Origin of the sequence: Vibrio hepatarius (assembly GCF_043642085.1) — a bacterium.
Taxonomy (GTDB): domain Bacteria; phylum Pseudomonadota; class Gammaproteobacteria; order Enterobacterales; family Vibrionaceae; genus Vibrio; species Vibrio hepatarius_C.
In genome coordinates, this window is the sequence record NZ_JBHZSA010000004.1 from 324806 (window position 1) to 339363 (window position 14558).

The 14558-nt window shown below is 46.1% G+C and carries 11 protein-coding genes; 9 read left to right on the forward strand and 2 right to left on the reverse strand.

Annotated features, from left to right (window positions below; translation table 11 throughout):
* From ACHUFZ_RS10780 to purF, 7 genes are all read left to right on the forward strand, one after another.
* The coding region (locus ACHUFZ_RS10780) for a FimV/HubP family polar landmark protein (RefSeq protein ID WP_394127170.1) at positions 1-2137 on the forward strand (2137 nt) is incomplete at its 5' end.
* Between the two features lie 87 nt (positions 2138-2224).
* The gene (gene truA / locus ACHUFZ_RS10785; protein WP_394127171.1) at positions 2225-3019 is read left to right on the forward strand and encodes a tRNA pseudouridine(38-40) synthase TruA; all 795 of its coding nucleotides are present in this window, start codon (positions 2225-2227) and stop codon (positions 3017-3019) included.
* Between the two features lie 174 nt (positions 3020-3193).
* Positions 3194-4120, forward strand: a complete 927-nt coding sequence (gene accD, locus ACHUFZ_RS10790; RefSeq protein WP_394127172.1) for an acetyl-CoA carboxylase, carboxyltransferase subunit beta — start codon at positions 3194-3196, stop codon at positions 4118-4120.
* A gap of 44 nt (positions 4121-4164) precedes the next feature.
* On the forward strand, positions 4165-5430 hold the full coding sequence (folC, locus tag ACHUFZ_RS10795) for a bifunctional tetrahydrofolate synthase/dihydrofolate synthase (RefSeq protein WP_394127173.1): 1266 nt from the start codon (positions 4165-4167) through the stop codon (positions 5428-5430).
* Positions 5431-5970: an SPOR domain-containing protein gene (locus ACHUFZ_RS10800; RefSeq protein ID WP_394127174.1), complete on the forward strand. Its 540-nt coding sequence runs from the start codon at positions 5431-5433 to the stop codon at positions 5968-5970.
* Positions 5971-6033: 63 nt separating this feature from the next.
* Positions 6034-6525, forward strand: a complete 492-nt coding sequence (locus ACHUFZ_RS10805; RefSeq protein WP_004413287.1) for a CvpA family protein — start codon at positions 6034-6036, stop codon at positions 6523-6525.
* Between the two features lie 35 nt (positions 6526-6560).
* Complete coding sequence (purF, locus tag ACHUFZ_RS10810) at positions 6561-8075, forward strand: amidophosphoribosyltransferase (RefSeq protein WP_394127175.1); 1515 nt, start codon at positions 6561-6563, stop codon at positions 8073-8075.
* A gap of 83 nt (positions 8076-8158) precedes the next feature.
* On the opposite strand, the gene znuB is transcribed toward purF, so the two are convergent.
* Together znuB and znuC are read right to left on the reverse strand one after the other, a co-directional pair.
* Positions 8159-8944, reverse strand: coding sequence for a zinc ABC transporter permease subunit ZnuB (gene znuB / locus ACHUFZ_RS10815; protein ID WP_134835874.1), 786 nt, complete (start codon positions 8942-8944; stop codon positions 8159-8161).
* Complete coding sequence (znuC, locus tag ACHUFZ_RS10820; protein WP_394127176.1) at positions 8937-9722, reverse strand: zinc ABC transporter ATP-binding protein ZnuC; 786 nt, start codon at positions 9720-9722, stop codon at positions 8937-8939. The genes znuB and znuC overlap by 8 nt, the downstream gene beginning before the upstream one ends.
* Positions 9723-9803: 81 nt before the next feature.
* Here znuC and znuA point away from each other — a divergent pair, with 81 nt between their 5' ends.
* Together znuA and ACHUFZ_RS10830 are read left to right on the forward strand one after the other, a co-directional pair.
* Positions 9804-10685 (forward strand): zinc ABC transporter substrate-binding protein ZnuA, encoded by an 882-nt coding sequence (gene znuA / locus ACHUFZ_RS10825; protein ID WP_394127336.1) that lies wholly within the window; start codon positions 9804-9806, stop codon positions 10683-10685.
* A gap of 224 nt (positions 10686-10909) precedes the next feature.
* Positions 10910-14191, forward strand: coding sequence for a helix-turn-helix domain-containing protein (locus ACHUFZ_RS10830; RefSeq protein ID WP_394127177.1), 3282 nt, complete (start codon positions 10910-10912; stop codon positions 14189-14191).
* The last annotated feature ends 367 nt before the right edge of the window (positions 14192-14558 follow it).

Sequence of the window (14558 nt, forward strand, 5' to 3'; positions counted from 1 at the left end):
TGAAGCTCCTGAAGCTCCTGAAGCTCCTGAAGCTCCTGAAGCTCCTGAAGCTCCTGAAGCTCCTGAAGCTCCTGAAGAAGAACCTCAAGCGCCAATGTCTGAGGCTATTCCAAATGAATTTGGTACGCCACAAGATGATGACTGGTTAATTGATGAGCCTGAAGCTGGAATAGCAGATGCTACCGCTGAACCACAGCTGGAGATGCCAGAGCCTCAAGCCGAGGAGCCATCATTAGAACTTGATGACCTTGAATTGCCTGAGTACAGCGAAGAAGACGCATTAGCGGACGCGATTGCTGAACCTGAATTGGAGATGCCAGAGCCTCAAGCGGAAGAGCCATCACTAGAAATCGATGACCTTGAACTGCCTGAGTACAGCGAAGAAGACGCACTCGCAGACGCGATTGCTGAACCAGAGCTGGAGATGCCAGAGCCTCAAGCCGAGGAGCCATCGCTAGAAATCGATGACCTTGAATTGCCTGAGTACAGTGAAGAAGACGCATTAGCTGACGCGATTGCTGAAACAGAGCTGGAGATGCCAGAGCCTCAAGCCGAAGAGCCATCATTAGAACTTGATGACCTTGAATTGCCTGAGTACAGTGAAGAAGACGCATTAGCTGACGCGATTGCTGAACCTGAACTGGAGATGCCAGAGTCTCAAGCGGAAGAGCCATCACTAGAAATCGATGACCTTGAATTGCCTGAGTACAGTGAAGAAGAAGCATTGGCAGACGCGATTGCCGCTCCTGAACTTGATATCCCAGAACCTGATCTAGAAGAGTTATCGTTAGAACTTGATGATCTTGAGCTACCTGAGTACAGCGAAGAAGACGCGATTGCTGAACCAGAGCTGGAGATGCCAGAGCCTCAAGCGGAAGAGCCATCGCTAGAAATCGATGACCTTGAATTGCCTGAGTACAGCGAAGAAGACGCATTAGCTGACGCGATTGCTGAACCACAGCTGGAGATGCCAGAGCCTCAAGCGGAAGAGCCATCACTAGAAATCGATGACCTTGAATTGCCTGAGTACAATGAAGAAGAGGCATTGGCAGACGCGATTGCTGAACCAGAACTGGAGATGCCAGAGCCTCAAGCGGAAGAATCATCACTAGAACTTGATGACCTTGAACTGCCTGAGTACAGCGAAGAAGACGCATTAGCAGACGCGATTGCCGCTCCTGAACTTGATATCCCAGAATCTGAGCTAGAAGAGTTATCGTTAGAACTTGATGATCTTGAGCTACCTGAGTACAGCGAAGAAGACGCACTAGCGGATGCGATTGCAGAACCTGAACTGGAGATGCCAGAGCCTCAAGCCGAGGAGCCATCGCTAGAAATCGATGACCTTGAATTGCCTGAGTACAGCGAAGAAGACGCCCTGTTAGACTTAGAGCCTCTTGCTGAAGATCTAAGTGAAGAGAGTGATGACTTTGAACTTGAACCTGTAGAACTGCCTGAGCTAGGTGAGATTCCTGCAGAGAACGTTCAAGATGAGTCAGACGATGTTAAGATGCAGCGTCAAGAGTTCAATGAATCGACGTTTGATGAATTACTGTCTGAAGATGAGACTCAACCAGCAAGCTTCTCGTTTGATACACCAATTGATGAGACGACCTCAGATAGTGCCGGTATGGACATCGACGCCATGCTTGAAATTGGTGAAGACTGGAATGGTTTCAGTTTGTCACCGGATCAACAAGCGGAGATCCCTGATGAGATCCCTGAAGATGAGCAAGACGTCTGGTCGCAAGAGAACCAGCCGGAACAAGCTCAGATATTGGATGAAAATTGGGAAGACCAGCCAGACTTGGATGAGTTTAACCCTCAGGAGAACAAGTACCGCACCATCGACGAGTTGATGGCGGAGGTTGAGTCAGAAGAAGCTCAAGAAATTGATGAAGAGCTTAAGCTGGATGTTGGTTTGAATGATTTCCCAGATGTGATTGGTGACATCGGGACAGGAGACGATGTTGATGCCAATTCAGAAGCCGCTGGTAAGCTTGATCTGGCAAAAATATACCTTGAGATGAATGATGCTCAAGGCGCTAGAAAGCTACTGGAAGAAGCAATCGTGGATGGCAATGACGAAATTCGCCGCGAAGCGAAGAACCTTATCGACACAATCAACAAATCCTAATTAAATCGAATAAAAGGGGGCAGTTTAGCCCCCTTACTTTTTGGTATATACTTCCCGCCCCAATTTAGGAACCAGTGAGAATATCTGATGAGAATTGCTTTAGGTATCGAATACAATGGTACTCAATACTATGGCTGGCAGCGCCAAAGAGAAGTTAAGAGCGTTCAAGAGAAATTAGAACGTGCATTGAGCGTTGTCGCGAATCAGCCGATCGAAGTTCAATGTGCTGGCCGAACAGATGCAGGTGTGCATGGCACGGGGCAAGTAGTCCATTTTGATACGACAGCAACGCGTAAAATGGTTGCATGGACAATGGGTGCTAACGCGAACTTACCTGATGATATTGCTGTCCGTTGGGCGAAAGAAGTACCTGAAGAGTTTCATGCACGTTTTTCCGCAACTGCACGTCGTTACCGATACATTATCTTCAACAGCGCACTACGTCCGGGGATCTTATCTTCTGGTGTCAGTCACTATCACGGTGAACTTGACGAGAAGAAGATGCACCAAGCGGCTCAATACCTATTAGGTGAGAATGACTTCACGTCATTCAGAGCTACCCACTGTCAGTCACGCAGTCCGTGGCGCAATATGATGCACATTAATGTGACGCGCCATAACCAGTTCGTGGTGATTGATATTAAGGCCAATGCCTTTGTTCACCATATGGTGCGTAATATCACCGGTAGTTTAATTTGTGTTGGCCGTGGCGAACAAAAACCAGAGTGGATTGCTGAGCTTCTTGCGGTAAAAGATCGCAAGCTTGCAGGGGCGACGGCAAAGGCCGAAGGCTTGTATTTAGTTGATGTTGATTATCCGGCTGAATTTGAATTGCCAAGAGTGCCGATTGGGCCACTATTTTTGCCAGACAACTTGAACTAAACCGTGGTAAATTGTCGAAAGAATCAGAGCTTTAGTGCGTGAGAATTTCCTTCAAGAAATAGGTACAACCAGTTTTTTGTCTACACTTGGCATTTAATATGCTTTAATCCTCACGCGTAAATTCAGAATTTGTATCCTTCGCGATCGCGAAGGAGTAGAGAGAAAAGGTCTTCCATGAGTTGGCTTGAAAAGATTTTAGAAAAAAGCAACATCGTTAGTTCACGTAAAGCGTCTATCCCTGAAGGGGTTTGGACTAAATGTACTTCATGTGAGCAAGTGCTTTACCACGCTGAACTAGAGCGTAACCTAGAAGTATGTCCGAAATGTGACCATCACATGCGTATGAAGGCGCGTCGTCGTCTTGAGACATTCCTAGATGAAAATAACCGTGTTGAAATCGCGGACGAGCTTGAGCCGCAAGATAAGCTGAAGTTCAAAGATTCTAAGAAATACAAAGACCGTATCTCTGCAGCTCAAAAGAGCAGCGGTGAGAAAGATGCTCTTATAGTAATGAAAGGTGAGCTGTTAGGTCAGCCTATCGTTGCTTGTGCATTCGACTTCTCATTTATGGGTGGTTCAATGGGTTCTGTTGTTGGTGCGCGTTTTGTACGTGCAGCAGAAGCAGCAATGGAAGCTAACTGTGGTCTTGTATGTTTCTCAGCAAGTGGTGGTGCACGTATGCAAGAGGCGTTAATGTCTCTAATGCAAATGGCGAAAACCAGTGCCGCGCTAGAGCGTCTATCTGCGAAAGGTCTACCATTTATCTCGGTAATGACTGACCCTACAATGGGTGGTGTATCGGCAAGTCTAGCGATGCTAGGTGACATCAATATCGGTGAGCCTAAAGCGCTAATCGGTTTTGCAGGTCGTCGTGTTATCGAGCAAACGGTACGTGAAGATCTACCAGAAGGCTTCCAACGCAGTGAGTTCTTATTGGATCACGGTGCGATTGATATGATCGTTGATCGCCGCGAAATGCGTCAGCGTATCGGTAGCCTAATGGCGAAGATGAACAATAAACCATCACCATTGGTTGTTTCAGTCGACGATTCGCCAAATGAAGCTGCTTATTCTGTACCAGAAGCGAGCGAAAAAGGGTAAAGTAACTTACTAACAGGCAACCACAATTCATTGGTTAAAGTTAGATGAGTCAAACCCAAATTCCCCAAGCCACATCACCACTAGCGATGTGGCTTGATTATTTAACAAACATCCACACTTCCGCGATCGACCTTGGTTTAGATCGTGTTCAAGCTGTTGCTCAATCAGCAAATCTTACCAAACCTGCTCCTACAGTGATTACGGTCGCTGGCACAAATGGCAAAGGCTCTACTTGTGCGTTAATGGAAGCGATTCTGCTCGATGCTGGCTATTCCGTCGGTGTGTATAGTTCTCCCCATTTGATCCGCTACAACGAACGTGTTCGTATTAACGGCCAAGATCTTGCTGATGAGAAGCACGCTGAAGCTTTTGATTATATTGAAAAGCAACGAGGTGAGATTAGCCTGAGCTTTTTCGAGTACGGTACGCTAGCAGCGCTGCGTCTGTTCCAAACTGAGAACGTCGACGTTGTTCTACTCGAAGTCGGCTTAGGTGGCCGATTAGATGCGACCAACGTTGTCGATCATGATGTTTCTGTCATTACCAGCTTGGCTATCGACCATGTTGATTGGCTAGGCGATGACATCAACGTGATTGGCTTCGAAAAAGCAGGCATCTATCGCAGCGATAGACCCGCTATCTGTGGCCAGCCAAAAGCGCCTGCAACGGTTGCAGCCCATGCTGATGATATTGGCGCTGAGCTGTATCAAGTCGGTATTCAATATAACTATGAACTTGTCGACGATAATACTTGGCGTTGGGTTCATGGCTGTTATGAGTTAGAGAATCTTCCAGTACCGGGTTTACCTCTGCAAAATGCCGCCACTGCGTTAATGGCTCTTGGGACATCGAACCTTGATATCTCCGATGTGAATATCGTCAAAGGCTTGCAGAATGCTAAGCTGCCAGGTCGTATGCAGATTCTAAGCACAGAACCTACGATTTTACTAGATGTTGCTCATAACCCTCATTCTGCGCAATACCTTGTTGAACGCGTGGCGAAGCAGTACCCAGATAAGGTTATTCACACTGTGGTTGCCATGCTGCACGATAAAGACATCCAATCGACGCTTGAAGCATTAGCACCAGTGGCATCAAATTGGTACCCAGCGTCGCTCTCAGGCCCTAGAGCTGCTGAAGCGGCAGAGCTTTGTCAGTTTCTTCCGAAAGTGACAGAGCAATTCTCTAGGCCTGTTGAGGCTTTTGAAGCTGCAATGACAAATGCGAAGGCAGAAGATGTCATTCTTGTTGTAGGCTCCTTCCATACCGTAGGGGAAGTGCTGGAGCATTGGCAAAATAAAGGAGTTTAAATGGCAAGTAAGTTTCAAAATCGTCTGGTTGGCACCATTATTTTGGTGGCGATTGGGGTGATTGTTTTGCCCGATGTTTTGGATGGGGAGAAAACCCATTACAAAGAAGAGATCGCGAGCATTCCGTTAAAGCCTGAGCTTGATAGTGAATTGGAAAGCTTTGAAGTCCTAGACCCAGTTGATGATTCAAGCAGTCTGCCGGATACCCCAGTAGAAGTGGTTGATATAGACGACGAGGCGGTGGCAGAAGATAAACCGTTACCTGTGGTGGTTAAAGAAGTACCAGAGCGTAATGAGTATCAAGATACTGCTTGGATTGTTCAGTTGATGGCACTTAAAAATGCTGACAATGCGAAAAACCTCGTCAAGGACTTACAAAAGCGTGGATACCAAGCGCATACCAAACCTGAGAACGGCTTTACTCGAGTAATAATTGGCCCAGATGTGTCAAAGAGTAAATTGGAACGTCAGATTGTTGAATTGGAAAAAATTACCGGTTCAAAAGGTCAATTGATCAAATTTAAACCACTAAACCCATAAGAAAACGTTTGCGTCAGCGTTTTTTCTGTTAAAATGCGCGCCAACTTAAGATGTAAGTAGCAAATGAATACATTAGATATCGTCATTTTAGGTGTGATCGGGCTATCCGCTTTGATCAGTTTAGTTCGCGGTTTCGCGAAGGAAGCCTTGTCATTAGTTATTTGGTTTGGCGCTTTTTTTATCGCCAGTCAGTACTACGCTAAGTTAGCGGTGTACTTCACCAATATCGAAGATGAGATGTTTCGTAACGGAGCAGCGATAGCAGCCTTGTTTATCGCAACACTAATTGTTGGCGCCATCGTAAATTACGTCATCGCTCAATTAGTAGAGAAAACAGGTTTGTCAGGAACAGACAGAGTACTCGGCGTCGTGTTCGGCGGCTTACGTGGTGTTCTTATCGTTTCTGCCGCGCTATTTTTTATGGATGCGTTTACATCGTTTCCAGACTCACAGTGGTGGAAAGGTTCACAATTAGTACCGGAGTTTAGCCGCGTCATTGCACCTTTCTTTGAACACTTACAAGCAACATCTAGTTTCTTATCTGGCGCGCTATAACGCGCCAGTCATTGTCGAAAATCGAGGGTTAAGACATGTGTGGTATTGTTGGAATCGTGGGCACTACGCCTGTAAACCAGTCTATCTATGATGCGTTGACGGTATTGCAGCACCGTGGCCAAGATGCCGCGGGTATTTGTACCATAGAAAGCAATCGTTTTCGTCTGCGTAAGGCGAACGGTTTAGTGAAAGATGTGTTCGAAGCAAAACACATGCAACGCCTACAAGGTTCAGTGGGTATTGGCCACGTGCGCTACCCGACAGCAGGGAGCTCAAGCGCTTCTGAAGCACAGCCTTTCTATGTGAACTCTCCATTTGGTATCACACTGGCACATAACGGTAACCTAACTAACGCTGCAGAAGTGCGCGAAAAGTTATTTGAGAAAGATCGCCGTCACTTAAACACGACCTCTGACTCAGAAGTACTACTAAACGTACTGGCTCATGAAATTGATACCGTTAAAGGTAACGTGACTGCAGATGATGTGTTCCGTGCAGTCACTAATGTACACCGTGCTATCAAAGGTGCTTACGCGGTAACCGCGATGATCATCGGTCATGGTATGGTTGCGTTCCGCGATCCTAACGGCATTCGCCCTCTATGCCTAGGTAAGCGTGAAATCAACGGTGTGACGGAATACATGGTTGCCTCTGAGTCCGTAGCATTAGACGCAGTTGGCTTTGACTTTGTCCGTGACGTGGCACCAGGTGAGGCAATCTATGCGACATTCGATGGCCAGCTTCATACTAAGCAGTGTGCTGACAACCCAACGTTAAACCCATGTATTTTTGAGTTTGTTTACTTTGCTCGTCCTGACTCTTTCATTGATAAAGTGTCGGTATACAGTGCACGCGTTGAAATGGGTAAGAAACTAGGTGACCGTATTCGTGACGAATTTAGCCATCTAGATATTGACGTAGTTATCCCAATTCCAGAAACCTCTTGTGATATTGCACTGCAGATTGCTCAAGCTATCGACATACCTTACCGCCAAGGTTTCGTTAAGAACCGCTATGTTGGCCGTACTTTCATTATGCCGGGACAGCAGCAGCGTAAGAAATCAGTACGTCGTAAGCTCAATGCGATTCGCTCTGAGTTTAAAGATAAGAACGTACTACTGGTTGATGACTCTATTGTTCGTGGCACCACTTCTGAGCAGATCATTGAGATGGCTCGTGACTCTGGTGCGAAGAAGGTCTTCATGGTTTCAGCCGCTCCTGAGATTCGTTTTCCGAACGTTTACGGTATCGATATGCCGAGCGCGACAGAACTGATTGCTTATGGTCGTGACAATGACGCTATCTGTAAGCAAATTGGTGCGGACGAGCTTATCTTCCAAACGCTAGAAGATCTTGTTGATGCTGTAGGTTTAGGTAATACGGATATCACTAAGTTTGAAACATCTGTATTCAACGGTGAGTATGTCACTGGTGACATCGACCAAAAATACCTCGACTTCCTTGAGTCTCTGCGCAGTGATGATGCCAAGGTACAGCGTGAGATTCAGCAAGAGCTGGCTAACTTAGAGCTGCATAACGAAGGCGCTTAATCCCTAGTTGCTATAGATACGAAAAAGCCGACGCATCTGCGTCGGCTTTTTTACATATAGGGGAGAAGGGGAGAGTCGTTATGCTAGCTCTTTACTCGGTATAACTGACTGAGCATAAACATAGCGGTTGCGCTAATCACCACTGAAGGGCCCGCAGGTGTGTCATAGTGCCATGACAATGAAAGGCCAAACAACACGGCTACAGCGCCTATCAGAGAGGCGAAAAGTGCCATTTGCTCTGGTGCTTTGGCAAAGCGGCGCGCCGTTGCAGCAGGAATGATCAGTAGTGAGGTCATAATCAGAGCGCCCACAAACTTCATACCAATAGCGATCACTAGACCGACCATCAACATCAACACTAGGCGCATCAAATCAACATTGTGTCCTTCGACAGCAGCCAAATCTTCGTTAACGGTTGTTGATAGTAGAGAGCGCCAGAAAAAGCTCAATACCGCGGCTACGACCACAACACCAAGGTAGATATACACAAGGTCTTCGGGCGTAACGGCCAGTAAGTCACCAAATAGATAGCTCATAAGGTCGATACGGACATTATCCAAAAAGCTGACCGCGACCAAGCCTAAAGATAACGCACTGTGGGCAAGAATACCGAGCAAGGTGTCAGTGGCAACGACTTGCTGCTTTTGTAACGTTACCAAAAGAATAGCTAGCGCTAAACAGCAGACAGTCAGGGCGAGATAGAGATTGATATCAAGCAGTAAGCCGAGCGCTAGACCCATAAGAGAAGCATGCGCGAGGGTATCGCCAAAATAGGCCATGCGTCGCCAAACAACGAAAGAGCCTAAAGGGCCTGCAATGGCTGCAATACCAAGACCTGCAAGAATAGAAGGTAGCAGAAACTCAATCATGATGATGCCCGTGAGAGTGATGAGAACATTGTGACCCTTCGCCTGAGACTGGTTGGCCAGCTAAGTCGTGGTGGTGGTGGTCATGTTGGTGATGATAGAAGGCCAACGACTGCTGATGTGTATGGCCAAACAGCGCGATGTAACTTGGGTGCTGCGCAATGTCAGCGGGCGCACCTGAACAGCAAATATGGTGATGCAGGCAAATAACATCGTCTGTTTTTGCCATCACTAAATGCAAGTCGTGCGAGACCATAAATACCGCACAGTTAAAACGGTGACGAATCGTATCGATAAGGTCATAGAGATCGATTTGCCCTTGAACGTCAACGCCTTGGGCAGGCTCATCGAGTACCAGTAGATCAGGGCGCTGTAATAGTGCACGAGCAATCAGAACACGCTGGTTTTCACCGCCAGACAAAGAGTGCATATTGTTTGAGATTAGATGCTCAGCGCCAACGAGTTTCAACGCATCGTGCAGCTCTTGTTGACTATATTTTCCAGCCAGGCAAAGAAAACGCTTGACGTTAAGCGGGAGAGAGTCATTTAGCTTGAGCTTTTGCGGTACATAACCGACCTTTACCCCTTTCGCTTTAGTGACCTTACCACTGTAGCGTCGTTGTAGGCCTAATAGCACCTTAACCAGGGTTGATTTACCGGCTCCATTAGGGCCAATCAGAGTAGTGATTTTTCCACGTTGGAGAGATAGGTTGACTCTATCTAGTACTTTTCGTTCATCAAATTGAACGCAGATGTCATTTAACTCGACTAGTGCCGACATGAATGGAACTCATTTGCAATTGCTTAATGTTATAATGTAACATTTGTTGGTCCGTTAAACCAGAGAGTAATTTTGTTCGCTATGAAACGTTTTATTTCCGCATGTGCCCTCATGCTTGTTAGCTCGTCATTTGCTCATGCAGCAACCATTTTAACCAGTATCAAACCGATCCAGTTGATTACTCTTGAGCTCACCAAAGGTGTTTCTGAGCCAGAAGTGTTAGTCGCTTCAAACGCTTCCCCACATGATTATGCGTTAAAGCCTTCAGATGTAAAACGCCTGCGTACTGCGGATCTTGTGATTTGGTATGGTAGCGATCTTGAACCGTTTCTTACTAAGGTGCTAGAAAGCCAACAAAACGTATTAACATTAAGCGAGACGGAAGGCCTTGAGCTACGTGAATACGGTGGTGGTCATCATCACGAGCATGATGGGCATGATCATGGTAGCCATGACCCGCACTTCTGGCTTGGTTATAAACCGACATTACAAATCGCACAAGCGATCTCTGAACGTCTTGCTGAAATTGACGCTGAGAACAAAGCTCAGTATCAAGCTAACTTCACCGCATTTGAAGCGCAGCTAACAGAGCAGCAAGAGCAGATTAGAGCCCAACTAGCAACAGTCGCGGATGCTGGTTACTACGTTTTTCACGACGCCTACGGGTATTTCGAGCAGGATTTCCCATTGAATCACTTGGGTTACTTCACGGTTAGCCCAGACAGAAAGCCGGGCGCAAAGACCTTGATTGCAATTCGTAAAGCATTGAAAAGCCAAAACGCACAGTGTGTCTTCTCAGAGCCCCAGTTTACGCCAGCCGTGGTTGAATCAGTAACACGTGGCAGCCAAGCAAAGACTGGTGTGTTGGACCCAATTGGTGCAGAAATTGACGTTGTTATTGGTGGATATTTCAAATTTAAGCAAAATCTGGCTGATAGTTTTAGCCAATGTTTAAGTCAATAATCTCGCTAAGCCAAAGGTAAACCTACCTTTGGCTTACTCCTGTCTTGTGAAGTCCTTTAAAAAGTCACCAATAATTGATAACCCTCACTTGTTAATCTGTGCAATTACTAGATAATTATTATCACAAAATAATATAGGGCTGTTTTTAGGCCCAATGACCGTTGTTGGTCTATCTTTTTCGCTGCTAGGACAAGTTTTTGATTAGAACAATATGGATGTTGTTCATGTTACTGATACCAGTACATGTTTTTGCGTCCAACTCGTCACTTATGGTCTTCTATCCCTTGCCGACTCAGGCTGAGGGAAAAGTCTTTGCGGCTAAACAACTTTTTCTCGCAGATGGTGGAGGCATATGGCTCCAAGATGTGCGTAATCAAGTTCTCTTCTTTGATGGGCAAAACATTACCCCAGAAGTCGGTTCGGCATTAGAGTTTGAAGTGGAGCAAGTCGCGTTTCTCGATAACGCATTCTGGACGTTTTTCCAAAATGAAATCTACAGAACGGTTCCTAATCAAGAAAAAGAGCTGATCTTTAGCCTGACGCCGGGCAGTGAAATATTACGCATAGGAGCTTCAAAGCGATTTATCTGGGTATCGGATGAACGCAATTTCTACACCTACAACGTCGATACAGGTGAGTTTCAGACCTTCTCATTGATGGAGCTCTACCAATATAACCAGTCTTCAAAGATCTTGATTAATGATGCGCAGTTTATCTATTCCCGTTGGGTATTAGCGACCAACGCTGGCGTATATCTTTCGCGAGAAGGGCAGTTCGAGCATGTTGCGAGTTCCGGTAAGCATTATGTCGAGAAGCTCTACTTTTCAGAAAATAGACGAGAGCTGATCATAGGGTCATTAAATGGAGCGTTAATCTTTGATATTACCGCGCCAAACAAACCAATCAAAAGTATCGCAGGCAGCCATGTATTAAGTATTACCGAAACCAGTCAAGAGTATTGGATTGGTACGGAGAAAGGCCTATTCGTCTATTCATTTTTAACTGGCGAAACCAAGCGTTTTGATCAGGGCTTTCTAGCCGGTAACGCGCTTTCAGGTGAGAAAATCTATTCGCTGCTTAATGATGGTGCTGGTGGGGTTTGGGTCGCGACTGACCGAGGTGTTCGATATTTTTCGCTGTTTTCTCAGAAGTTTGAACGTTTCCCTAGCGCTCAACTCAGCTTCAATAACCGTAAAGAGTCATTGAAAAAGCTCACTCCAGCCGCTAATCACGATGGGTATTGGGCGTTGTCCAACAGTGGGTTATATCGGATTAGTTTGTCAAACATTGGTAGCCGAACGCTGATATACCAAGGCAAGATACATGACTTTGAAGAAAGTAACGGTGTACTTTGGTTAGCCACCGATAAAGGTATTGTCTGTATCAATAGTGACAGCGGCGAAATTATTGATGACTCGCTGCCGCGCTTTTTGAAAGATAATAGCGTTCGCTTTATCGAATTAGACAATCACAATGTGGTTTGGGGTGCGAGCCAGAAACAAGTTTGGAGCTACCACCTATCGAGCGGCAAGTTAACCCAATATGGTTCAGAGTGGATGATAGATAAATATCTCCCGGCTCAATTAACGCATATGCATGTGACGAATCAGGGCTATTTATCACTCGGTACTGAGCACGGTGTCTACTTGCTAAAAGATGGGCAGGTGCACTTTGTCGGTGAAAGCGTTCCATATGGCGAGGTGATTGATATCATCCAACCTGCTGATAATGAACTGTGGGTTGCGAGTCGTTATGGCCTCTATCAACTCGATTTATATCTAGAGCAAGCTGAACCTATTAAGATGGTTGATGGCCATATTACGCCTAAATGCTTACTGCAAAACCAAGATGGGATATGGGTGACCTCGTCGACAGGTTTGTCTCGCTATAACCCAAAAGGCAAGCTGATCCATCACTATGGCGAGCCGTTCGGCCTGATCAATAATGAATTTTCACCAGGACTGTGTAGCTACAGTAATGACAGCCAACGTACGCTATTGTTTGGTGCGGATTTGAGTCTAGTGAAAGTCAACACGCATGAACTTGTCGTCAGCAGATTGCCGGACATTCAGGTGATATTTAGTCAGATTAAGCGCGATCAAGCGCTCTATTCGTTGGGTAACACCTTAAAAGAACGACCAAATTTAGGCTACCAAGAGTCGATAACATTCCAATTTGGCGTGCTGCCGAGAGCGAATAACCTCAATTTGGAATACCGACTAAATGAAGGGGCGGAGTGGCAGGCGTTAGATGGCACGACGTTAACCATTGAGCATCTCATGCCGGGCAGCTATACATTGGATGTACGAGCGTTGCGCAATGGGGTACTTCAGGGCCAAAGTAACAGTTATCAATTTAGCGTGACGGAGCCGTGGTTCATGACTAACTCGGCAATCGTGGCCTACATTGTCGTGTTAATTGTCATCATCGTGACGTCTGTTTACTGGCGTTCAAGAATTATGTCGGCTGCGAACCGTGAGTTAAAAGCGCAAATTGCCTTAAAAACCAACCAGCTGCGTCATCAAAGTCGAATTCTTTTGACCAATAACCAGCAACTGAGAAAGCAACTCCAAGTTAGGAGGCTGATATTCACTCAGTCAGTGAATGCACTGAAAGACAAATTAGCCACTTATGCAGAAAACGCTGAAACAAACAGTGTATTGAAACAACTATCGAGAGAGCTAGACCTGCTTGCCTCGACGCGCTCGACCAACGGACAAGCACTTCCTGTGCACAATCTGACTCTGATCATTCAATCGGCGTTAAGTGGCTGGACAGAAGAGTTCTCCAAAGCGGGTGTCCACGTAGAACTCGAAGTTGAAAATGATCTCTATGTCAGCCTGACGCACTTTAACCTAGACGAACTGTTTAACCTGTTGTTTGATGGCATTGTTAAACGCTGTTATCGAAATCAGACCGTGGTCATTCAATTATCTCGCAGAAATGATCTGATTGCGTTCGCGATGCTCGATCAGGGTGAAGAGTTAGAAAGTGATTCAATACTGACTTCGACGCTGCAAAGTCTCCGCTCATTGGTCGAGCAAAGTGGCGGTGAAATGACTTCTCATATTTCAGATGAGAGGAACTTAATTGAAATCGCTTGGCAAGCGAGTGATATCTTTGATGAAGACTCAATTGTCGCCATACCTTCGAATCAAGAAAGCGCAGTATTTGAAGATGATGATCCTTGGCTAGAAAAAGTGATTACGCTTGTTGAAAATAATTACACCAATGCCGAGTTTGGTACCTCTGCCGCGGCTAAGATGCTATTTGTTTCTGAGCGTAGCTTACAGCGCAGAGTAAAGTCGGCGACCGAGAAAACCTTTACTGAGTACTTAACCGAAGTGCGTCTAGACAATGCTTGTCGTCGTCTATTGGCTGGAGAGAAGGTCTCAGAAGTTGCATTTGAGTGTGGTTTTAATGACCCTTCTTACTTCAGTCAGCGCTTCAAGCACCGCTTTGGCATGCCACCAACCCAATTCGTTGAGCAGCAAGATAGGCTCTAATTCCTTTCCTATATCAAGCTAGAGGCTAGGTGAGTGCGCATAAGCGCTTTCTCTCGCCACAATACAATGACCAGCCTGACCACTATGGCGTTATTCTACGCACGAGTTTACTTACTTAAAAATAAGTGATGTTGAAAATAAAACGGTAGGACTATTCTTGAGTGCTGAGTGCTGAGTGCTGAGTGCTGAGTGCTGAGTGCTGAGTGCTGAGTGCTGAGTGCTGAGTGCTGAGTGCCGGGGTAGAGAATACAAGAAAAAAAATATCGTGGTATAGCCGGGGGGACTATACCACGGGTGCCAATGACACCTTCGCTTGCTGCCGGAGTGACGCTTGCTGCGTCACCTCTGGAATTCAATCTTGTTGTCG